The sequence below is a fragment of the Xenophilus azovorans DSM 13620 genome (genome assembly GCF_000745855.1).
GTDB lineage: Bacteria > Pseudomonadota > Gammaproteobacteria > Burkholderiales > Burkholderiaceae_C > Xenophilus > Xenophilus azovorans.
Window position 1 is genome coordinate 1 of the sequence record NZ_JQKD01000045.1, and the last position, 19,929, is coordinate 19,929.

Consider the following 19,929-nt stretch of genomic DNA (forward strand, 5'->3'; position numbering starts at 1 on the left):
ATCGGCCTGGGCGTGCCCATCCAGCGCGTGCTGACCGACAACGGCATGGCGTTTCGCTCGGGCCTGTTCAGCCAGGCTTGCCTGGAGATGGGCATCACCCAGAAGTTCACCCGGGCCTACCGACCCCAGACCAATGGCAAGGCCGAGCGCTTCATCCAGTCCGCCCTGCGCGAGTGGGCCTACGGCCACGCCTACGCCAACTCAGACCAGCGCCGTGCGGCCTTGTCCTTGTGGAATCACTTCTACAACTGGCACCGCCCCCACCACGGTATCAACTTGGCTGCTCCAATCACCCGTCTATCGATTCCTCGAAAGAACCTGTTGACACTTCACAGCTAGGTGCGGCAGAGGTCCGGGCTGATGCAGGCCGACTTTGCAGAGCGCATCGGTATGCCTGTGGCGACGCTGCGCGACTGGGAGCGGGGCCGATGTCGTGGCCTTTGCACGAAACTCAGATCGTTGCCTCAAAGACCAAAGGCCTCGGCCATTTCATCGATCAGCTCTCTTTGAAGGCGTTCGAAGCGATAAGAGGGTTGCTTTTCAGCGAAGCTGGGCATGAACGGGTCAGGCACGCCTGTCCGATGGCCAGAGAGCGCTTCGAGCGTCGCGAGGCCGCAGAATGGCACGCATACCTGCGAATAGCCGCCCTCATGCACCATGGCCAGCCGCCCTTTGCACAGGGCCGAAGCGAGTTCCCGGACTTGCAGGGTCATCTGCCGGAATGACTCCGGATAGAGTTGCATGCGGGCCAGTGGATCCATGCAGTTCGCATCAAGTCCGCTGGCGACCACGATGAGTTCCGGCTGAAAGCGCTCGACGGCGGGAAACACCAGCCGCTCGAGGGCGTACAGGTAGGCCGCATGGCCGCCGCCCGCCAGCAGAGGGACGTTGAGGTTGTGATCGAGACCCTGATTCTCGCCACGCTCGGCGAAGGCGCCCGAGCCTGGCGGATAGCAGTTTTCCTGGTGCAGCGACACGGTGAGCACGTCGTTGCGGGCGTAGAAGATCTGCTGCGTTCCGTTGCCGTGGTGCACGTCCCAGTCGATCACTGCGACCTTGCCGAGACCGTGGCGCTCCTTCATGGCTTCGATCCCGATGGCGATGTTGTTCAGCAGGCTGAATCCCATGCCGGTATCGCGCGATGCATGGTGCCCGCATGGCCTGGTAAGCGCATAGGCATTGTCGAAGTTCCCGGAAACGACCGAATCCATTGCCGTAGTGGCCAGTCCGGCCGAGAGCGCGGCGATCTCGTAGCCGCCCGGCCCGTATGGCGCGAGCGGGCCCAATTCGCCGCCGCCCGCGTCGCTGCCGGCCTTGAAGCGCGCGAGGTAGCTCCTGGAATGGACCCGGGACAGGTCTTCTTCGTCAGCCGCTTGTGCGCTCGTGACGGTCAGGCGACTTGTCAAGCCGGAGACGTCCATCAGTGCCTTGATGCGTCGCTTGGATTCGGGCGAATCGATGAAGCCCTCGACAGCCGACGGCTGGACCCACCCGCCGGCACGCATGGTCGATACGTAGTTGTGGGCCGGCTCGTGCCAGAGCGTGCGTTCGTCGTGAAAGAAGGCGGTGCTCATCCGACGCCCTCAATCTGACGCCGATGAACTGCGGTGCTGCGCGGGAACCATCAACAGCAGGACGATGCCGCTCGCAGCCACCACCATTGCGCAGGCGAACATGCCGTAGCTCAGCCTGCCGGTGGTGGTGGCAAGGGCGCCCACGCCGGCCGGCGCGAGTATCCCGGAGAGGTTGCCTACGCTGCTGATGATGGCGATCCCCGCGGCGGCCGTCTGGCGCGACAGGTGGCCGGTGGCGGCCGCCCAGAACACCGGCAGGCCTGCAACGTTGCCACCCACGGCCAGAGAGAGGAACAGCATTGAAAAGGCGAGTGGCATGGCAGGCGTCTGCGCCAACGCGAGACAAGCTGCACCGGCCATCACGGCCACCGCGAAGTGCCAGCGCCGCTCGCCGCGGCGGTCGGACCGCCTGCCGTAGAAGATCATGCCGAGGCCGCCGGCCACGTACGGCAGCGTCGAGAGCAGCCCGATGTGTACCGTGTTCGAGATCCCCATACCCTTGATCAGGCTCGGAGTCCACAGGCTGGTGACGTTCGCGCCGGACAGCACCATCATGTACGTCAGAGAGAACAGCCAGACCTTCAGGTCCCTGAAGGCAGCCCACACCGACGGCGCTGCCCGGTCTTCACCGGCTTCGTCGCGTGCCAGCACGTCGGCCACCGTGCGCTTCTCACGTTGAGACAGCCAGCGTGCGGACTTCACATCGTCGTCGAGATAGAAGTAGGTGAAGACACCTATGATCGACGACGGCAATCCCTCGATCAAGAACAGCCATTGCCATCCATCGAGCCCGCCGACTCCTCCCATGTTGTGCAGGATCCAGCCCGAGACGGGGCCGGTGATGATGCCGCCGACAGAGGTCGCAGCCATGAACAGGCCGATCACCTTGGCGCGGCGCGCCTTCGGGAACCAGAAAGTCAGGTACAGCAGGATGCCCGGCAGCAGGCCGGCTTCGAAGGCACCGAGCAGGAAGCGCACCACGTAGAACTGCATGGGCGTCTGTACGAACATCGTGCTGGCCGACACAATGCCCCAGCAGAACATGATCCGCAGGATGGTCTTGCGCGCTCCGATGCGCTGCAGGATCAGGTTGCTCGGCACCTCGAAGAAAAAGTAGCCGATGAAGAAGATGCCGGCGCCCAGCCCGTACACGGCGTCGCTGAATCCCAGCGCATGCTTCATCTGCAATTGCGCAAAGCCGATGTTGATGCGATCGACGAAGTTCAGCACGAGGCACAGGAACAGGATCGGGATGATGCGCCGCGTGATCTTGCCGAAAACGCTTTCCTCGTCTTCATCCCCGGCCGCCATGGTCAGCCCATCGGCTGGCAATGTGCTTTGCATGCTTCAGCCCTCCTTGTCGGCCAGCGCCACCATGGCGCTGAGCACTTCACTCGCAGAGGAACAGCGGCCCACGGTGTTGGCTTGTTCGAAATATCGGTACCAGCCCGAAGCTTCGACACCGGCCATGAAGGCGCGAACAGCCTCGGCGCTGTCGGCCTGCCACACGGCCCAGAAGTCGTGAGCGATGCTCTGCGGCGCATGCCGGTCAACCAGGCCCCATGCGATCACGCGAACGCCGCTGGGGTGTCCCCCGGCGCTCGCCAGCCTGATCTGGTCCGCATAGTCCTGGCGTGCCCGTGGCGTCAGCTCATGCCACGTGTGCTTGAATGTCCAATGTTCGATGAAGATGTGTTTGTCGGCCATGAAATCGCCTTCGATGGAGGCTGTGGATGCGGTGCAGCGGAAGATAGGCAGCTCTCTGCACGCCGAGTTGACCGACGGTGCACCCCGCATTGACCGTGGAGTCCGCGAGCGCCGAGCGGCCGACCCATGCACCCTCGATCAACCCCTGATGCGTGAACAGTCAATGTCACGAGGCAGGCGCTCTGACAATCCGCCGATGCATTCACCAGCCGGTATCCGGTTCTCTGACCTGATTGCCCCCCCGCGCGCATCGGCGGCGCCCGCGATCGACCGTGCGGCCGATGGCGCGAAGCGTTTGTCTCCGGCCTGCTTGTGTACGGCGTCGCGCGAGAACTTCCTTTCGCGCGTCGTGGAATCCGATCGGCATCGCATTGCCCCGGATGGCGACTGGCGCCGCCCACGCCGCCTCACGCGCCCGCTGGACTGGACTTGTGCTGCAGACGCATGGCATGCGATGAGCAAGCAGGCGGATGATGCCGCGCTGTCCGACGGGGCTCCTGCCGCCGTTGTGTCCCTCGTGCGCTGGCTGCAGCAGGACGGCGAAGGCATTGCTGCCCCGGCAGATGCTTCTCCCGGTGTCCCGCCGTCGCCCTCGCGTCACGCTGCAGCCTGCGAATCGTCCGAAGACGATGAGATCCTGTTGCGCGGGGGTCGCATCTTCACCAACGATCCGGATCAGCCATGGTGCGATGCGCTGCTGGTGCGGGGACGGCGGATCGTTGCGGCCGGAACCGGAGAAGCACTGGCCATGCAGGTGCGCCCCGGTGCGCGCGTGGTGGAACTGGCCGGCCGTACGGTGATACCGGGCTTCAACGACGCACACATGCACCACACGCCCGACCCCACGGGTGTGCGGCTGCCCATCGACCATTCGTTGAGTTGGGACGAGGCGCACGCGCGCATCGCAGAGGCCTGCGCTGCTGCGCCGCCGGGCACCTGGATCTTCGGAACGATGAGCGAGGCCGTCACCAACGCGCGCGACGCAACGCGTACCGTGCTCGACAGGATCGCCCCGAAACACCCAGTCATCCTGCTGGGTATCACGAACCACACGAACGTGGTCAATACCGAGGCCATGCGCCGACTCGGCATCGACGACCGTGCGCCGGATCCGGTCGGCGGCTGGTTCGAGCGCGTGCCGCCGTACGGACGCCTGAACGGGCGCATCCACGAATACGCCCAGTGGGCGCCGCAGCGTTGCTTCGCATCGATGGCCAGCGTGGAGGAGGGTGCCGCAAGCCTGCGCACGCTCGGCGCCGAGTGCCTTCGCCTAGGTATCACCACGCTGCAGAACATGTCATGGACGCCAGTACGGCGCTATGTACAGATGCTCGATGCGGCCGCATTGCCGATCCGTGTCCGCGTCATTCGCTTCCCGCCTTCGGGGCCGGCCGGCCGCCTGGTGCACGAGGACATCGATGTCGGTGCGCCCGCGAGCCCGCTGGTGACGGTGGAAGGCACGAAGTGGATCCTCGACGGTACCTGGGTCGAGCGCGGCGCGGCGCTCGGGCGTGGTTATGCGGATGCGCCTTGGCAGACAGGCCGTGAGAACTTCTCCCGGGCCGAGATCATGCAGATGCTCGCCGAAAGCTTGCGCTCGGGCGAGCACTTGCTCCTGCATGCCATCGGCACCGCGACCATCGAGAGCGTACTGTGCTGCCTCGAGGCCTTCGAGCCGCCGGTCGACTGGAAGCAGAGCGGCTTTCGCCTGGAGCATGGAGACGGGTTCACCGACGTGCAGATGCCCCGGGCGCGGAGGCTGGGCGTGCTGGTGGTGCAGAACCCCTCCCACTTCGTGCTGGCCGGACAGTATGCGAGCCGTTTCGGCACGGGCACGCGCTACGCGTCTTTCGGTTCACTGTTTGCGAACGGGATGGACGTGGCCATCGGATCGGACGGACCCCTCAACCCCTTCCTCGGCATTTGGGCCGCGACCACGCATCCGGCGAACCCGGAGGAAGCCGTCGATCGCGAGACCGCCGTGGCGGCCTACACCTGGGGCAGCGCCGTGGCCGAAGGCCTGCAGGCGGAAAAGGGCCGGCTTGCGCCCGGCTACCTTGCCGATCTGGCCGTGCTCTCGGCCGACATCTTCAGCGTTCCCGCCGAACGTCTCCCTGGCATCGAGAGCCAACTGACCATGGTCGACGGCCGGATTGCCTACGAGTCGCCGGTGCGTTGAAGTCAGGCCGCCACTCACGGCTGCGCGCTGAAGTGCTGCCGGTACCGTGCCGGCGGCATGCCATAGCGAGCCTTGAAGGCACGTATGAAATGCGCATCGCTGTTGAAGCCGTGATCGAAAGCGATCGACCCGATCGATCGGGCCGCATTCTTGGGGGCGAGCAGGGCCTGGCAACTGCGCTCGAGCCGAAGCTGCCAGATCATCTTCTCCGGACTCAGCATCTCGCCCGAGAAGGCCTTGTAGAGGTAGCGGCGCGAGCAATGGAGTGCCTTGGCGAGTTCGTCCACGGTGAACTCCGGATCGCAGGCTCGTGCGCGAACGAATTTTTCAGCCCGCAGACGCAGGCCGGCGAGAGAGTCTTCGGCCCTCGCGGGGACGCGGCGCTCGTCTTCCAGCATCGCGGCGACCAGTCCGAGGGAGGTATCCGCCAACAGGATGGCTGCTTGCTCTGCGATCCTTCCGATCTGCGCCTCCAGTGTGCGCAGATATCCGCTCAGGACGCTCTTCATGCCGCCTGTCTCCGGCTCGGTGCTCTGCGAGCTGAGCATGGCCGGCAGTTTCATTCCCGTGAGCCGCGCGCGGGGAATTTGAAGACCGAAGAGCTTCGAGTCGGCCGGCGATTCCCAGGTATAGGGCCGGCGTTGATCGAGTGCGATCCAGTCGCCGGCGTCGAGGCGTACGGTTTCACCGTCGACCGTCACATCGGCGCAGCCCCTGAGCTGCATCGAGAGCTTGAAGTAGTCTCCGCCCTTGTCGATTGCATCGCGCGCCAGGCGCGTCACGCGCGAGCGCGAGATTTCCATGCGGATCGCGGCGATGCCGCCCATGTCGTAGACATCGAGGTGCGCATCGAGACTGTCGCCACCTCCGGTGTCTCGATGCAGCCGGCCGAAATAGGGACTCAAGGATGCTTCCCAATGGCGCCGCCGCTCGAGGCGAGGCACGTCGGAAGTTCTGAAGGAGTGCGCGCGCATGTCATCCCTCGAATGCTGAAACAGTATGCGTGCGAGCAAGTTTTGCGCCAATAGGGAAAGCCTTATGGACGCCGCTCGGGCGGGCGTTGCCGCGTCGGTGCGGCCGCGCATCGCGGTCGACGGGCCGGTCGCATCCGTTGCCGTGGTGCATGCCCAGTCGATCACCGCGACCCTGCCGGGACCGTGACGCTTCTTCATGGCTTCGATCGCGACGGCGATGTTGTTCAGCAGGCTGAATCCCATGCCGGTATCGCGCGATGCACGGTGCCCACATGGCCTGGTAGGCGCATAGGCGATGCCCGTAGCCTGAGGTTGCCGTCCGCAAGAAGCTCGACCCGCAAGCGAGCAGCTGGATCGAATTGCCTCAAGGTCGCGCTGCAACTGCTGTAGATGGCCTGCCTGCGCTTCGAGAATTGCTTGCCGCGAGGACATGTGGGGGCGCTCGCTTGTGCCATGTGATTTGAACGCAGGCGCCATGGCGGCCGCGTGGGCGCCCTGCTTCAATCGAACAGTGTTGACATGCCAAGGCGGTGCATGTCCGAACCGCGAGAAGCACACCCATGGATTTCGAACTCTCTCCTGATCAACTTGACCTGCAGCAACGCGCGCGCACCTTCGTCCATAGAGAAGTCCTCCCGTTCTACCGTGAGTGGCCAGTTGCCAACTCCGACTACAGCCCCGAACTCAATGCGCACCTGAAGGCCAAGCTGGCCGAGTACGGCCTCGCCAAGCTGATCGTGCCCAAGGAATTCGGCGGGCAGGGCCTGGGGCCGATGGAGGACGTGATCGTGCTGGCCGAGTTCTCCAAGTCGCCACGCCGCATGCCCGGCGGGCCGTTCGCGCCGTGGCCGGTGCTCTACAAGGCGCCAGAGAAGATCCGCGAGAAGTACCTCTATCCGGTGCTCGAGGGAAAGACGGGCTGGTCGATGTGCTTCACCGAACCCGAAGCCGGCTCGGACCTCGCAGGCATCCGCACGACGGCTGTGCGAAAGAGCGACCACTGGGTGCTCAATGGCACGAAGATGTGGCGCACCGGCCATCACTTCGCGTCGTACACGGCGGTCGCGGCCGTCACCGACCCGAGCAAGGGACCGAAGGGAATTAGCGTCTTCCTGGTCGACAACGATACGCCGGGATTCACAAAATCGCGCGACATCCCCGTGATCGCGCGGCAGTGGGGCACGGAGCAGGAGGTGCGGCTCGAGAACGTCATCGTGCCCGCCGAGAACCTGCTGGGCGCGGAGGGCGAGGGCTTCTCCATCGCCCAGCACCAGTTCAACCGCTTCCGTCTTCGGCTGGGCGGCACATCGCTCGGCATGGCCGAGCGCAGCCAGGAGCTCGCCGTCGAGTACGCGCGAGAGCGCAAGGTGTTCGGCAAGGCGCTCGGCGACAACCAGGCGATCCAGTGGATGCTGACCGACAACCAGTACGACATCGAATCCATCCGCCTCAACACCTACTACGCGGCATGGATGGTCGCGCGCGGCGGCTACTCGGCCTCGCGGCTGCAGGCGGCCATGGTGAAGGCCTACTGCGTGGATGCGGGCCTGCGCGTGATCGACCGCTCGATGCAGGTGTTGGGTGGCCGCGGCCTCGCGATCGAGGACTACCCGTTCTTCGACTTCCACAACCTGCTGCGCATGTGCAAGCAGATGGAGGGTTCGACCGAGATCATGAAGATCGTGATGGCTCGGGAGATTCTTTCGGGCGAGCTGAACTGAGGCAGGGGACGGCGGCCCAGGCGGCCGCCGTCCTCATGCGACAACGACGATCTTCCCGAGTGCACCACGCGCATCGAGTCGAGCGATGGCCAAGGGCGCGTCGGCCAGGCTGAAAGTCTCGGTCACTTCCGGCTGCAGCAGGCCCTCGCGCCACATCGCGAGCAGCGATTGCATGTTGCGGTCGTTGAGCTTGGGGTCTTCCTGCACGAAGCTGCGCCAGTCGACACCGACAATGTGGCGGCTCTTGAGCAGCGCCAGGTTGAGGGGAATGCTCGGTATGCCGGCTGTGAATCCCACCACCAAATGGCGGCCGCCCCGGCGCAGGCTGCGCAATGCCGGTTCGCTGTAGCCGCCACCGACCGGGTCGAACACCACGTCGCAACCGTCGCCGCCCACCGCATCCTTGATGCGCCGCGCGAGTGCCTGCTGCGCTTTCCGGTCCTCGACCCGCTCTTCATAGACCAGGCCGTCCGAGGCCCCGCGCGCCATCGCGAAAGCCAGCTTGGAGGGTGACGACACGGCGGCCACCACGCGGGCTCCCAGCGCGCGCGCGACCTCGACCGCGGCCGATCCGACGCCGCCCGCGGCACCGAGCACAAGCGCCGTCTGCTTTGCGCGCAATTGAGCGGCGTCGCACAGGGCGTGGTAGGCGGTGGCATAGGCGAACATGAAGGCCGCCGCCTGCGTGCGCGGGGTGTCGGCTGGAACGCGCACGCAGCGTTGCTCGGCCACGGCGATGCGATCGGCCATGGCGCCCCAGCCGCAGCGGCCGATGACGAGGTCGCCCTCGCGCAGGCCCGATACGCCGCGGCCCGCCTGTTCCACCACGCCGCAGAACTCGCTGCCGGGAATGAAGGGCCGCTCGGGCTTGACCTGGTAGAGGTCGCGGATCAGCAGGCCGTCGGGGTAGTTGACGCCCACCGCGGAGATCTTCACGAGCACCTCGCCGTCGGTGGGCACCGGATCCGGCAACTCCTGCCACACCAGCGTCTCCGGTCCCCCGGGGCGATGACTCACCCATGCTTTCAATTTCGGCTCCTGTAGTTGGCGCCATGATGAAAGGCCGGCCGCCCTGGCGCCATGACCCCTCCGAGCAAGCCGCATGGCGCGGCGCGCCATGGTCATGGAGAACGAGCGCGACGGTCATCGCGGTGGCGTGAGCCCGAAGGCACCATGGCGCGATGAACGACACGTCGAAGCACGCGCCGCCACAGCCCACCGGTCCGCTGCGGGGCGTGCGGGTCGTCGAATTCGCGGGCCTGGGACCGGTCTCCTTCACCGCCATGCTGCTCGCCGACATGGGGGCGCGGGTGGTCCGCATCGAGCGCCCCGGGGCGATGGAGATGGAGCGCGGCGCGACCATGCGCGGGCGGGAGCGCCTCGCGCTCGACCTGCGCTCGACCGAAGGCCTCGCGACGGCGCGCGAATTGCTGCGCCATGCCGATGTGGCGATCGAGGGATTCCGGCCCGGCGTGATGGAGAGGCTGGGACTCGGCCCGGCGGAGTTGGTTGCGCTGCGGCCGGCGCTGGTGTTCGGCCGCATGACCGGATGGGGGCAGGAGGGTCCGCGCAGCCGGCAGGCAGGCCATGACATCGACTACCTCGCGGTCGCGGGCGGCCTGCATCCCATCGGTCCCGCCGAGGGCCCGATCGTGCCGCTGAACCTCGTCGGCGACTATGGCGGCGGCGCGCTCTACCTGGCCGTGGGCGTGCTCGCGGCGCTGCACGAGGCGATGCGCAGCGGGCGCGGCCAGGTGGTCGATGCCGCGATCTGCGACGGCTGTGTGTCTCTGCTGTCGCTGATCCATGGCCTGCGGGCCGCGTCGCGCTGGCGGGACGAGCGGCAGTCCAACACGCTCGATGGTGCGGCACCGTACTACCGCAGCTACCGATGCGCGGACGGACTTCATCTGGCGGTGGGTGCGATCGAACCGCAGTTCCATGCCGAGTTCTGTACGCGGCTGGGCCTGGACCTCAAGGCGTTCGCACAGAGTGATCGCGCACGCTGGCCCGAACAGGCGCGCGCGCTGGAGCAGCTCTTCGCGGGCGAGCCCCGCCGGCATTGGGAGGCGCTGTTCGAAGGAAGCGATGCCTGCGTGGCGCCCGTCCACTCTCTCGCCGAGAGCACGCGCGATCCGCACCTCGTGGCGCGGGGCACCTTCGTCGAACTCGAGGGGGAACTGCAGCCGGCGCCGGCGCCGCGTTTCAGCCATTCGCCGGCGGTGCCGCGGCCCGCGATGCCTGTGATGGCCGATGCGCAATGGCTGGCGGACTGGGCGCGACCCGCGGACCTCGGAAGCTGAAGGCCGGCCTCAGGATGCGGGCGGATTGGCCCGGTACTCGGTGGGGCCTGTGCCCGTCCAGCGGCGAAAAGCGCGGTGGAAGGTGCTGTACTCGGCGAAGCCGAGTCGCAGCGCGATGGTCTCGAGCTTCACATGGCCCTGGCGCACCATGTCGAGCGCCGCGCGGCGTCGCACGTCGTCGCGCAGTTCCGAGAAGCCGCAGCCCTCGTCGATCAGGTGCCGCCGCAGGGTCACCGGTGTCATGTGCAGGCGGGCCGCCACGTCGTCCAGGCTCAGCGGCGAGCCCACCTGCGCGCGCAGGATGGACTTGACACGGTCGCTCGCGCGGCTCTGGTCGTAGTAGCGGGTGATGAGCGTGCGAGGCGCCTCGGAGAGAAAGCGGATCAGGCGCTCCTCGCCGCCGATGATCGGCAGTGAGGCGAGATGGCTTTCGAGCCGCAGGGCGGTGAACGGCTGCTCGAAGCGGATCTCGCGCGTGTCGTAGGTGCGCAGCGTCTCGGCGCTGGTCGGCCGGCGCGGATACGAGAACTCCACTGCGGTCAGCGGAATGCGTCGGTCGACCAGCCAGCACATGAACTGGTAGAGCAGGAAAATGGTTGCGCCATGCAGGCTCACGCGCCGCTCGGGCGAGAGCTTGCGCAAGGGCTTGAGCCAGACGACGGCCTCGCCGCCCTCGCGGCGCAGCTTGAGCGAAAAATCGTCGACCACCAGCGCATAGAAGCGGCCGATGACAGCCAGCGCCTCGCCGAGCGTGCGGCAATTGACGATCAGCCGGCACAGGGTGTGGAAGGTGCCCGGCGGAATCGGCCGCGAGGCAATGCCCCAGGCTTCGTCGCGCGCGCGCCGTGCCAGCAGGATCAGAAAGCGGGTGAATGCCTGCTCGGTGACGCGCAGCCCGCTCGCGTTCAGTTGCCGCGGATCGATGCCGGAGCGGCGCAGCACCGCGTGGGCCCGCTCCGGCGGCAAGTTCGCGCTACGCAAGAACAACTGGACGAACCAGCCGGCGATCGGCGGCGGCGTGGCGCTCGGCAGAGGGCCGGAGACGGCGGTCATAAGGCGGGCTTGTGCGGGGAAAGCGCGGGCATGCGTTTCGCATTGTCGCGCCTCCCGCACGAGCAGCGGCGTCATTCCGCCGTGATGTTGAAGCGTCGGCTCAGCGCCTCCCAGTGGCGGTACTCGTTCTGCATCGCGGCCGTGATCTGCTCGGGCGTCTCGCTGCTGGGCTCCAGGCCGGCCAGCTGTAGCCGGCCGATCATGTCGGGCTCCTGCAGGATGGCGCGGATGGCGCTTCGCAACCGGTCGGCCAACGGCGCCGGCGTTCCCGCGCGCAGGAACAGGCCCCACCAGCCGGTGTGCTCGAAGCCGGCGTACCCGAGCTCGGACAGCGTGGGCACCTGCGGCAGTGCGGTCAGCCTTCTGCCGTGCGCCACCGCGATCGAACGCAGTCCCTTGTCGCCCTGCCGCTCGATCGCGGTGGCGGCCGAGACGAAGGCCATCGGCACGCGCCCGCCCAGCATGTCCTGCAGCAGGGGGCCGGTGCCGCGGAAGGCCACGTGCGGCATCTCGATGTTCCAGGCCGCACGCAGCTGCTCGCCATAGATGTGCGAGGTCGAGCCTGCGCCGTAGGAGCCGAACGAGAAGTTGCCGGGGTTGGCCTTGGCCGCACGCGCGAGTTCGGCCAGGCTCTGGTAAGGGCTCGAGGAGGGTACCGCCAGGACTACTGCCTGGCGACCCAGCAGCACCAGCGGCTCAATGTCCTTCACGAAGTCGTAGGGCGGCTTGCCGCGCGACAGCGCGATGTTCTGGATCAGGCTCGTGATGTGGAACAGCACTGTCAAGCCATCGGGCGGTTGGCGCAGCAGGTATTGCGTGCCGATGAGTCCGTTGGCGCCGGCTCTGTTGTCGACCAGTACGGTGCGCGAGAGCACCTCCTGCAGGCGCTGCGCGAGCGGACGCACGACCGGGTCGGCCGCGCCGCCGCCTGCGTAGGGCACGAGCAGCGTCAGCGGTTTGGTCTCTTGCTGCGCCCTGGCGGCTTTGGGCAGAACGGCCAGCGATACCAGCATGGCCATCGTCCAGTGTCTGCGTCCGATGTCGATTGTCATGGTCGGGTTTTCGTCACGGTTTGGAAGCGGGCGTCGCGAGTGCGCGGTAGCGGTCGCGGACGGCGCGCTTGAGCAGCTTGCCGGTCTCGGTGCGCGGCAGGTCGGTCGCGAAGTCCACGCTGCGTGGACACTTGATGGCCGAGAGATGGGCGCGGCAATGGTCGATGAGCTGCTGCGCGGTCGACGCGTTGGCGAGCGCTGGGTCATTCAGTTCGACGACGGCCTTCACCTCTTCGCCGAACTCGGGGTGCGACACGCCGATCACGGCTACCTCGTGGACCAGCGGGTGGTCCTGCAGCAGGTTCTCCGCCTCCTGCGGGTAGATGTTCACGCCGCCGGAGATGATCATGTTGGCACGGCGGTCGGTGAGGAAGAGGTAGCCCTGCGCATCCACGTGCCCGATGTCGCCGAAGGTGCCCCAGCCCTGCGGCGTGTGGGCTTCGGCGGTCTTCACCGGATCGTTGTGGTACGCGAAGGTGGGGCCGCCCTCGAAGCAGACAAGGCCATCGACCATCGGTGGGCACTCGTTGCCGTCGTCGCCGACGATGTGCAGCACGCCCTGCTTTGCGCGGCCCACCGAACCCGGGCGTGCCAGCCACTCGGGTGCCGAGATCGCAGTGGCGCCGGCGCGCTCCGAGCCGGTGTAGTACTCCCAGACTATCGGCCCCCACCAGTCGATCATGCGGCGCTTGACCTGGATGGGGCAAGGCGCCGCAGCATGCAGCGCCAGACGGTGGCTCGACAGATCATGGGCCGTGCGGCGCTCGGCAGGCAGCGTGAGCAGGCGGATGAACATGGTTGGCACCCACTGCGAATGGGTGACGCGCCAGCGCGCGATCGCCTCGAGCGCACCTTCCGCGTCGAAGCGGCGCATCAGCACCACCGTGCCGCCGAGTGCGACGCAGCGCATGCTAAAGCGCAGAGGCGCCGCGTGGTAGAGCGGTGCGGGCGAGAGATAGACGCTGTCCGAGTCGAAGGAGAAGAATGAGAGCCAGTCACCCGCCAGGGCCTTGCGCAATTGCCGGTCCTCGAGCCTGTGCTTGATGCCCTTGGGCCTGCCGGTGGTTCCCGAGGAGTAGGCAAAGTCCAGTCCGATGGGCCTGTCGGGCAGGGGCGGGACCGGGCCGTCGCGCTCGACGAGCGCGCGGTAGCTCGCAGCACCGGCGACGGGGACGTCGGCATCGATGCAGAGCACGTCGTCGAGCCGGGCTGGCCGGGGCGAGTGATCGGGCCAGGGAAAGAGTGCCGTCTCCGTCACGAGGACACGTGCATCGGAGTCCTGCAGGATGTATTCGATCTCGCCGCGCGTGAGGTGTGTGCTGATCGGGACGTAGTAGAGGCCGGCGCGGCGCGCGGCGAAGGCGACCTCGAAGTACTCGAGCCGGTTGCCCAGCAGGATCGCAATCACTTCACCGACCGTGAGGCGCGCGGCGAAGAATTGCGCGAGCCGCGCCGAGCGTTCGTGCAGTGCCTGGTAGCCGAGCGTTTCGCCGGTCTCGGCCAGAATGGCGGCAGGCCGCGCGGGAGTCTTGACGGCGAATTGCGCCAGGTCGTCAAGGACAGGTTCGTTCGATGGCAAGGCGGTCTCCGTGCGGCCCTTGCCACCCGGGACGGCTCGGACCTTGTCTCTCTTTCAATGGTCCGAGCATACGAAGCGGGGGCGGCGCGCGGCATGACCGGGCCGATCAAACTGCATGACGCTCCGGCGGCCGGTACGGCGACGCCGGCGGCATGTTAGGCGGCTGGGCCGCTCTTGCTCCAGCCGTCCACCATGCTCGTGACCAGGTGCTTGACCATGAGACGCGTGTCGGACCAGTCCATGGTCCGTGTCATGCAGGGAAAGACGATCGTGCCGTGCACCGCCGCGATCAGGATGTCGGTGGCCAGTCGCGCATTCATGGGTGGACGCGCCAGGGTCTGGAAGAACTCGTCCACCGTGTCGTAGTAGAGCTTGAGGCTGTCCTGCACCACGGGCGACCGGCCGAAGGGCACGCCGGCACTGCCGATCGCCGGCGCCCGGCCCACGCTGGGCGCGGGAAAGATCACCAGGAATTCCTCCATGTGCTCGAGCCAGTAGTCGGCCGTGCCGATGAAGAGCTTGAGGACCCGCCGCTGCGGACTGCGCACGCGCGCGATCAGCTCGCGCAGCTGCTCGGTGGAGGCCTGCATGTCGTGCGCGCGGATGTGGAAGAACAGGTCCTGCTGGTCCTGGAAGTACTGGTAGATGGAGCCCGGCGCGTAGCCGGCGGCCGCGGCGATGCGCCGCAGGGAGACGGTCGACGGTTCCTCGTCGGCGAACAGCTTGCGACCCGCGGCGATGAAGGCCTCCCGGACCTTGGCCTTGTCCTCGGGAGTTCGCGCACGGCTGAGGACCTCGGGTTTGGATGGGCGGAATGACATGGGGTGGCGTGCTCTGGGGCTGGGGTTCTTCCGCGCAGAGCGGTGGGCCAAAAGTATAGGGCCGGGCACGGGAAAACCCGGTTCATAAATGAACATGTGTAATTAATATGCGCGCATGACGACACAGACCTCCCCGGCGCCGGTGCGCGCCTGCTGCGGCGGCGCAATGGCCGCCCAAGCTGTCCAGGTACCGGAGGCCCGTCCGGTGCCCATCGATGGCCGTTTCGATCTGGTCGACCACCACGGCCGCGCCGTCAACGAGCGCAGCTTCGGCGATCGCTACCTGCTGGTCTTCTTCGGCTTCACGCATTGCGCCGTGGTCTGCCCGCGCGAACTCGGCAAGCTGAGCGCCGCCCTCGAGCGCCTCGGGCCGCTGGCCGATCGAATCCAGCCCCTGTACGTCACCGTCGATCCGCAGCGCGACGACCCGTCGACCATGCGTGCCTATGTCGCGCGCCAGCCCGGCGGCTTCATCGGGCTCACCGGGACGCCCGCGCAGGTCGAGGCCGCCAAGAAGGCATTCCGCGTGTTCGCGGAACCGGTGCCGGATGCCGGCGCACCTGGCGGCTACGTGGTTCCGCACACGGCCTTCGCCTATCTGATGGCGCCGGGCGGGTGCTATGAAACCCATCTGCCAGACGCGCTCGACATCGCCGCCGTGGTCGAGCGCCTGCGCCGGCACATCGTGTGACCGGCCGCAAGGCGTATTCCGCGGTCGACAGGCGGCGGGTGCGCCAGGCCTTCATCGACGCGGGTCGCCGCATCCTGGTCGAGCAGGGCGCGAGTGCGATGTCGATGCGCCACATCGCGGCCCGCGCCGGCTACTCGCCGGGATCGATCTACCAGTACTTTCCCGACCGGCGGGCGCTGCTCGTCGCCATCCGCGAGTTCGACATGAACGCGGCCACCGACGCCATGGAGGCCTGCGCGCAGGCCACGGCCGAACCGGCGCGGCGCGTGCGCGCGGTGTTTCTCGAGGCGGCGCGCTACTGGCTCGCGCATCCCGATCACTTCGACGTGCTGTTCGCCGGCTCGCGCGAGCGCGCGGCGCTGCACACACCCGAGGGGCTGCCCTTCGGGCGCTCGTCGAGCGTCGTGCGTTCGCTCGCGCTCTACCGGCAGGTCGTCGACGACTTCCTCGCCTCGCTGCCGCGCCGGCCCATCGACACGACGCTGGCCATGGACTCGCTGATCGCGGCCACGCACGGAGTGATCGCGTTCCCGCGCGTCACGCCGAGCATGCCCTGGTCGGCGACCGCCACGATGGTCGAGACCGTGGTGAGCGCGCTGATCGGACAGTGGGCTTGCGACGCCGAAACGGCGCCCAAGGGAAAACACCGATATTTAAATGAACGTGTTTAATTAAAGTCCGCCACCAACGAAGCGCGTCCTTCAGAACGGACGCGTCTTCTTTCGGTAACGCGCTCGAAGCGCACTCTGGAGAGCATCCGTGGCGAAACTCAATGGCGGCCAGATCCTGATCGACGTCCTCCGGCGCTTCGGCACCGACACCGCATTCACCCTGCATGGCGGCCACCTCGATTCGGCCTACCAGGCCGCGCGCGACGCCGGCCTGCGCGTGGTCGACACGCGCCACGAGCAGGCCGCCGGTTTCGCCGCCTCGGCCTATGCCCGCAGCACCGGCCGCATCGGCGTGGCGCTGGTGACGGCTGGCGGCGGCATCACCAACGTGGTCTCGCCGGTGGCCAATGCGCTGGCGGACTGCGTGCCGATGCTGGTCATCGGCGGGGCAGCGCCGCTGCAGGACCTCGACGCGCTGCCGGTCAACGGCGGCGTCGATCAAATGGCGGTGATGCGCTCGGTCACCAAGTGGGCGGTGCAGGTGCCGCACATCAATCGCCTGGCCGATCTCGTGGGGCAGGCGATCCGCAAGGCGACCACAGGACGTCCCGGACCGGTGTATGTCGAGATCCCGATCGATGTCATGTTCGGCCTGATCGCGCCCAAGGAGGTACGGCACCTCGATCCGGCGGGCGCGCCGACGCGGCCCGCGCCCACGGCCGATGCGGTGGCGCGCATCGTCGCGCTGCTGCGCCGTGCGCAACGCCCCGTGATCCTCGCCGGCGGCGGCACGCTCTATGCCGACTGCGCCGCCGAGCTGCGAGCCTTCGCCGAGCGCTCTGGCATTCCCGTGCTCACCAATGCCAAGTCGCGCGGCGTGCTGCCCACCGACCACGCGCTGTGGGGCCGCGGCTACGCGACGCTGGCGCCGGCGCGCGGCCAGGACCTGGTGCCCGACCTGCTGCTGGTGCTGGGCGCTCGCTTCGGCATCTATACCGGCGGTCGCCGCAAGTCCTTCCTGCCGGACGAGGCGACGATCGTGCAGGTCGACATCGAGCCCGGCGAAATGGGGCGTATCCGCGAGCCCGACCTGTCGGTGGCGGCCGACTGCGGCGAGACGCTGCGCGCGCTGCTGGCCGCCACCGAGGTCGCGCCGCTGCCTGACACCACCGCATGGGCGCATCGCCTGTGCGCCGTCGGTGCGGCGTCGAAGCGGAACTTCGCGCAGGTGGCGGCGGCCGACTGCGGCCCCGTGCATCCCTACCGCCTCGCGGCTGCGGTGGCCGCGGCGCTGCCGCGCGATGCAGTCGTCTGCCTCGATGGCGGCGAGTCGCATTCGTGGATCGATTTGACGGCGCACAGCGACGCGCCCGGCCGCTGGCTCGGCCACGGCTACGTGGGCTGTATGGGCGAGGGCCTGCCTCTGGCGGTCGGCGCGCAGGTGGCCAACCCCGGGCGGCGTGTCGTGCTGTTCACCGGCGACGGCTCGATCGGTTTCAACTTCGCGGAGTTCGACACCCTGGTGCGGCACGAGCTGCCGGTGGTCGTGGTCGTCAACAACGACCAGATGTGGGGCATGTCGGCGCACGGGCAGGACCTGATGTACGGCGAGGGCCGGCGCATGGTCAGTGACCTTGGCCGTACGCGCTACGAGCAGGCCGCTGCCGGCTTCGGCTGCCACGCGGAGTTCGTCGAGGACGTGGCACAGCTCGACGCGGCGCTCGCGCGTGCACTGGCGTCGAACCGACCCGCCTGCGTGAACGTGATGACGGACCCGGGCGTGATGCACCCGATCACGCAGCGCTTCGTCGGCCGCATGGCCGAGCGCGACGCCGAACGGAACTTTGTTCCCTATGCCGATGACCTGGAGGCCTGAGATGACGCCGCCAAGCAAGAGACTCGAGGGCCGCGCGGCCCTGGTCACCGGCGCAGGCTCCGGCATCGGGCGCGCCATCTGCATGCGCCTGGCCGAGGAGGGCGCACGCATCGCCTGCCTCGACCGCGATGCAGCCGCCGCGCGCGCGACCGCCGATGCGATCGGCGGCGGCGCGCTGGCGATCGCCGCGGACGTGGCGAACGCCACCGACATGCAGCGCGCCGTCGAGGCCACGGCCGCCGCGTTCGATCGGCTCGACATTGCCGTGAATGCGGCTGGCGTGGGAGCCAGTGCGCGCCTGGTCGACACCACACTCGAAACCTGGCGGCACGTGCTCGACGTGTGCCTCACGGGCGTCTTCGTCTCGCTGCAAGCACAGGCGCGGCAGATGATCGCGCAGGGCGGTCCGGCGGTGATCGTCAACATCGCCTCGACCAATGCGCGGCAGCCCGGCGAGGGGCTGGCGGCCTATTGCGCGGCGAAGGCCGGCGTGGAGATGCTCGGACGCGTCGCGGCGCTCGAGCTCGCGGCGCAGGGCATCCGCGTCGCATCGGTGGGGCCGGGCCTCACCGACACGCCGATGGTGGCGCGCCTGCTCGCCGACCCGGTCGCGCGCGGGGCCTTTCTCGACAACATCCCTCTGCAGCGCCCGGCCCGGCCCGAGGACATCGCGGCGGCGATCGCCTACCTCGCGAGCGACGACGCGGCCTACGTGACGGGCCAGACCCTCTACGTGGACGGCGGTGCCTCGATGCAGCGCTACCCGAGCCTCGCCGCGCGCAAGCCGTCGGCACCGGCCGCCTGACCCCGGAGACACGCATGAAGGCACTGGTCTACGTGGGCGACGCGACGGTCCGGCAACTGGAGATTCCAGCGCCGCGTGCCGGCAGCGGCGAGGTGATGGTCCGCGTGCTGCAGGCAGGCGTCTGCGGCACCGACATGTGCGTGGTGCGCGACGAGCGACCCAAGGCCGAGGCGCCGGTGACGCTCGGCCACGAGTTCGTGGGGCTGCGCGAGGACACCGGCGAGCGCGTCATCATCAATCCGCTGCTGGCCTGCGGCCGCTGCCGCGCCTGCGGCGAAGGTCGCGCCCACCTGTGCGAACGCCGCCAGGTGATCGGCGTGCACCGCGACGGCGGCTTCGCCGAAGCGGTCGCGGTGCACGAGGGCAACCTCGTGCCGGCAGGCCGCGCGACGATCACGCAGGCCGCGATGGCCGATCCGGTCGCCACCGCGTTGCACGCCTACCGCCTCGGCGCCCAGGCGATCGGCAGCGGTCCGGTCGCGATCCTCGGCGCGGGCTCGATCGGGCTGTCGCTGCTGTTCGTGCTCAAGCGCTTCGGCGTGAAGGACGTGATGGTGACCGACCTGTCGGTCGAGCGGCGCGCCTTCGCCGAGGCAGGCGGCGCCGACCGCACGGCCGAGGCCATCGAGGGCAGCTTCGACGTGATCTTCGATTCGGTGGGCGCCTCGGCCACGCGGCGCGACGCCGTGCTCAAGGTGCGCCCGGGCGGCATGGCCGTGCTCATCGGCCTGCACAGCGCCGACATGGCGGTCCCCGCAGGGCCGTTGATCGGCGGCGAGCGCACCGTGAAGGGATCGTTCGGCTACACGCCCGACGAGTTCCGTGAGGCCGTCGCGATGCTGCCCGGTCTCGACACGCGCTGGGTGCATGCCGTGCCCTTCGAGCAGGCCGAGCAGATGTTCACGCGGCTGCTCGAAGGCCGGCTGCCACCTGGCCAGATCAAGCTGCAGATGCGCATGAGCGCCTGACCCCACAACCAGACG

Annotated in this window: 19 protein-coding genes; 10 read left to right on the forward strand and 9 right to left on the reverse strand. The window is 67.9% G+C overall.

Annotation, left to right across the window (positions count from 1 at the left end; genetic code table 11):
- Both Q392_RS20680 and Q392_RS32935 read left to right on the forward strand, forming a co-directional pair.
- A partial coding sequence (locus tag Q392_RS20680) for an integrase core domain-containing protein (protein ID WP_038211747.1) occupies window positions 1–339 on the forward strand: 339 nt, incomplete at its 5' end.
- Window positions 340–360: 21 nt separating this feature from the next.
- A complete protein-coding gene (locus Q392_RS32935) occupies window positions 361–510 on the forward strand; it encodes a helix-turn-helix domain-containing protein (protein WP_157008107.1) in 150 nt (49 codons plus the stop codon).
- On the opposite strand, the gene Q392_RS20685 is transcribed toward Q392_RS32935, so the two are convergent.
- From Q392_RS20685 to Q392_RS20695, 3 genes are read right to left on the reverse strand one after another with little or no spacing between them, the layout of a single operon-like run.
- Complete coding sequence (locus Q392_RS20685; protein WP_038211749.1) at window positions 465–1,574, reverse strand: class II histone deacetylase; 1,110 nt, start codon at window positions 1,572–1,574, stop codon at window positions 465–467. The two genes, Q392_RS32935 and Q392_RS20685, sit on opposite strands and share 46 nt — an antisense overlap.
- Window positions 1,575–1,583: 9 nt before the next feature.
- Entirely contained in the window at window positions 1,584–2,918 is a 1,335-nt protein-coding gene (locus Q392_RS20690; RefSeq protein WP_157008109.1) for an MFS transporter, read from the reverse strand.
- 3 nt (window positions 2,919–2,921) lie between these two features.
- Entirely contained in the window at window positions 2,922–3,281 is a 360-nt protein-coding gene (locus Q392_RS20695) for a DUF6616 family protein (protein ID WP_038211751.1), read from the reverse strand.
- Window positions 3,282–3,477: 196 nt separating this feature from the next.
- On the opposite strand from Q392_RS20695, the gene Q392_RS32130 reads away from it, so the two are divergent.
- Window positions 3,478–5,460, forward strand: coding sequence for an amidohydrolase (locus tag Q392_RS32130; protein ID WP_169748322.1), 1,983 nt, complete (start codon window positions 3,478–3,480; stop codon window positions 5,458–5,460).
- A gap of 14 nt (window positions 5,461–5,474) precedes the next feature.
- Here the strand turns inward: Q392_RS32130 and Q392_RS33650 are convergent, their stop codons facing one another.
- The gene (locus tag Q392_RS33650; protein WP_342665628.1) at window positions 5,475–6,911 is read right to left on the reverse strand and encodes an AraC-like ligand-binding domain-containing protein; all 1,437 of its coding nucleotides are present in this window, start codon (window positions 6,909–6,911) and stop codon (window positions 5,475–5,477) included.
- Between the two features lie 83 nt (window positions 6,912–6,994).
- On the opposite strand from Q392_RS33650, the gene Q392_RS20710 reads away from it, so the two are divergent.
- A complete protein-coding gene (locus tag Q392_RS20710; RefSeq protein ID WP_038211753.1) occupies window positions 6,995–8,155 on the forward strand; it encodes an acyl-CoA dehydrogenase family protein in 1,161 nt (386 codons plus the stop codon).
- Window positions 8,156–8,188: 33 nt separating this feature from the next.
- On the opposite strand, the gene Q392_RS20715 is transcribed toward Q392_RS20710, so the two are convergent.
- The gene (locus Q392_RS20715; RefSeq protein ID WP_425425192.1) at window positions 8,189–9,139 is read right to left on the reverse strand and encodes an NADPH:quinone oxidoreductase family protein; all 951 of its coding nucleotides are present in this window, start codon (window positions 9,137–9,139) and stop codon (window positions 8,189–8,191) included.
- 197 nt (window positions 9,140–9,336) lie between these two features.
- Between Q392_RS20715 and Q392_RS20720 the strand changes: the two genes are divergently transcribed.
- A complete protein-coding gene (locus tag Q392_RS20720) occupies window positions 9,337–10,458 on the forward strand; it encodes a CaiB/BaiF CoA transferase family protein (RefSeq protein WP_051953801.1) in 1,122 nt (373 codons plus the stop codon).
- Between the two features lie 9 nt (window positions 10,459–10,467).
- Here the strand turns inward: Q392_RS20720 and Q392_RS20725 are convergent, their stop codons facing one another.
- The 4 genes from Q392_RS20725 to Q392_RS20740 all read right to left on the reverse strand — a co-directional run bounded on the left by Q392_RS20725 (window position 10,468) and on the right by Q392_RS20740 (window position 14,963).
- Window positions 10,468–11,586, reverse strand: coding sequence for an AraC family transcriptional regulator (locus Q392_RS20725; protein ID WP_084217262.1), 1,119 nt, complete (start codon window positions 11,584–11,586; stop codon window positions 10,468–10,470).
- Window positions 11,583–12,563, reverse strand: coding sequence for a Bug family tripartite tricarboxylate transporter substrate binding protein (locus Q392_RS20730; RefSeq protein ID WP_084217264.1), 981 nt, complete (start codon window positions 12,561–12,563; stop codon window positions 11,583–11,585). Before Q392_RS20730 ends, Q392_RS20725 begins: the two co-directional genes overlap by 4 nt.
- Before the next feature lie 13 nt (window positions 12,564–12,576).
- Window positions 12,577–14,142, reverse strand: a complete 1,566-nt coding sequence (locus tag Q392_RS20735) for an AMP-binding protein (protein ID WP_245610765.1) — start codon at window positions 14,140–14,142, stop codon at window positions 12,577–12,579.
- A gap of 155 nt (window positions 14,143–14,297) precedes the next feature.
- Complete coding sequence (locus Q392_RS20740; RefSeq protein ID WP_038211757.1) at window positions 14,298–14,963, reverse strand: TetR/AcrR family transcriptional regulator; 666 nt, start codon at window positions 14,961–14,963, stop codon at window positions 14,298–14,300.
- Window positions 14,964–15,078: 115 nt separating this feature from the next.
- On the opposite strand from Q392_RS20740, the gene Q392_RS20745 reads away from it, so the two are divergent.
- The 5 genes from Q392_RS20745 (at window position 15,079) to Q392_RS20765 (ending at window position 19,914) form a co-directional block, all read left to right on the forward strand.
- Window positions 15,079–15,654, forward strand: coding sequence for an SCO family protein (locus Q392_RS20745; RefSeq protein ID WP_157008111.1), 576 nt, complete (start codon window positions 15,079–15,081; stop codon window positions 15,652–15,654).
- Entirely contained in the window at window positions 15,651–16,325 is a 675-nt protein-coding gene (locus tag Q392_RS31415) for a TetR/AcrR family transcriptional regulator (RefSeq protein WP_051953804.1), read from the forward strand. The genes Q392_RS20745 and Q392_RS31415 overlap by 4 nt, the downstream gene beginning before the upstream one ends.
- An 88-nt stretch (window positions 16,326–16,413) precedes the next feature.
- Window positions 16,414–18,141 carry a thiamine pyrophosphate-binding protein gene (locus Q392_RS20755; protein ID WP_038211760.1) on the forward strand — a complete coding sequence of 576 codons (1,728 nt, stop codon included), beginning with the start codon at window positions 16,414–16,416 and terminating at the stop codon, window positions 18,139–18,141.
- 1 nt (window position 18,142) lies between these two features.
- The gene (locus tag Q392_RS20760; protein WP_038211761.1) at window positions 18,143–18,946 is read left to right on the forward strand and encodes an SDR family NAD(P)-dependent oxidoreductase; all 804 of its coding nucleotides are present in this window, start codon (window positions 18,143–18,145) and stop codon (window positions 18,944–18,946) included.
- Window positions 18,947–18,960: 14 nt separating this feature from the next.
- A complete protein-coding gene (locus Q392_RS20765; RefSeq protein ID WP_038211763.1) occupies window positions 18,961–19,914 on the forward strand; it encodes a zinc-dependent alcohol dehydrogenase in 954 nt (317 codons plus the stop codon).
- The last annotated feature ends 15 nt before the right edge of the window (window positions 19,915–19,929 follow it).

Bases quoted from the DNA above. Each gene is read 5' to 3' on its own strand.
- Q392_RS32935 (WP_157008107.1), top strand. From the start codon at position 361: ATGCAGGCCGACTTTGCAGAGCGCATCGGTATGCCTGTGGCGACGCTG.
- Q392_RS20685 (WP_038211749.1), bottom strand. From the start codon at position 1,574: ATGAGCACCGCCTTCTTTCACGACGAACGCACGCTCTGGCACGAGCCG.
- Q392_RS20690 (WP_157008109.1), bottom strand. From the start codon at position 2,918: ATGCAAAGCACATTGCCAGCCGATGGGCTGACCATGGCGGCCGGGGAT.
- Q392_RS20695 (WP_038211751.1), bottom strand. From the start codon at position 3,281: ATGGCCGACAAACACATCTTCATCGAACATTGGACATTCAAGCACACG.
- Q392_RS32130 (WP_169748322.1), top strand. From the start codon at position 3,478: ATGCATTCACCAGCCGGTATCCGGTTCTCTGACCTGATTGCCCCCCCG.
- Q392_RS33650 (WP_342665628.1), bottom strand. From the start codon at position 6,911: ATGGCGCCTGCGTTCAAATCACATGGCACAAGCGAGCGCCCCCACATG.
- Q392_RS20710 (WP_038211753.1), top strand. From the start codon at position 6,995: ATGGATTTCGAACTCTCTCCTGATCAACTTGACCTGCAGCAACGCGCG.
- Q392_RS20720 (WP_051953801.1), top strand. From the start codon at position 9,337: ATGAACGACACGTCGAAGCACGCGCCGCCACAGCCCACCGGTCCGCTG.
- Q392_RS20725 (WP_084217262.1), bottom strand. From the start codon at position 11,586: ATGACGCCGCTGCTCGTGCGGGAGGCGCGACAATGCGAAACGCATGCC.
- Q392_RS20730 (WP_084217264.1), bottom strand. From the start codon at position 12,563: ATGACAATCGACATCGGACGCAGACACTGGACGATGGCCATGCTGGTA.
- Q392_RS20740 (WP_038211757.1), bottom strand. From the start codon at position 14,963: ATGTCATTCCGCCCATCCAAACCCGAGGTCCTCAGCCGTGCGCGAACT.
- Q392_RS20745 (WP_157008111.1), top strand. From the start codon at position 15,079: ATGACGACACAGACCTCCCCGGCGCCGGTGCGCGCCTGCTGCGGCGGC.
- Q392_RS20760 (WP_038211761.1), top strand. From the start codon at position 18,143: ATGACGCCGCCAAGCAAGAGACTCGAGGGCCGCGCGGCCCTGGTCACC.
- Q392_RS20765 (WP_038211763.1), top strand. From the start codon at position 18,961: ATGAAGGCACTGGTCTACGTGGGCGACGCGACGGTCCGGCAACTGGAG.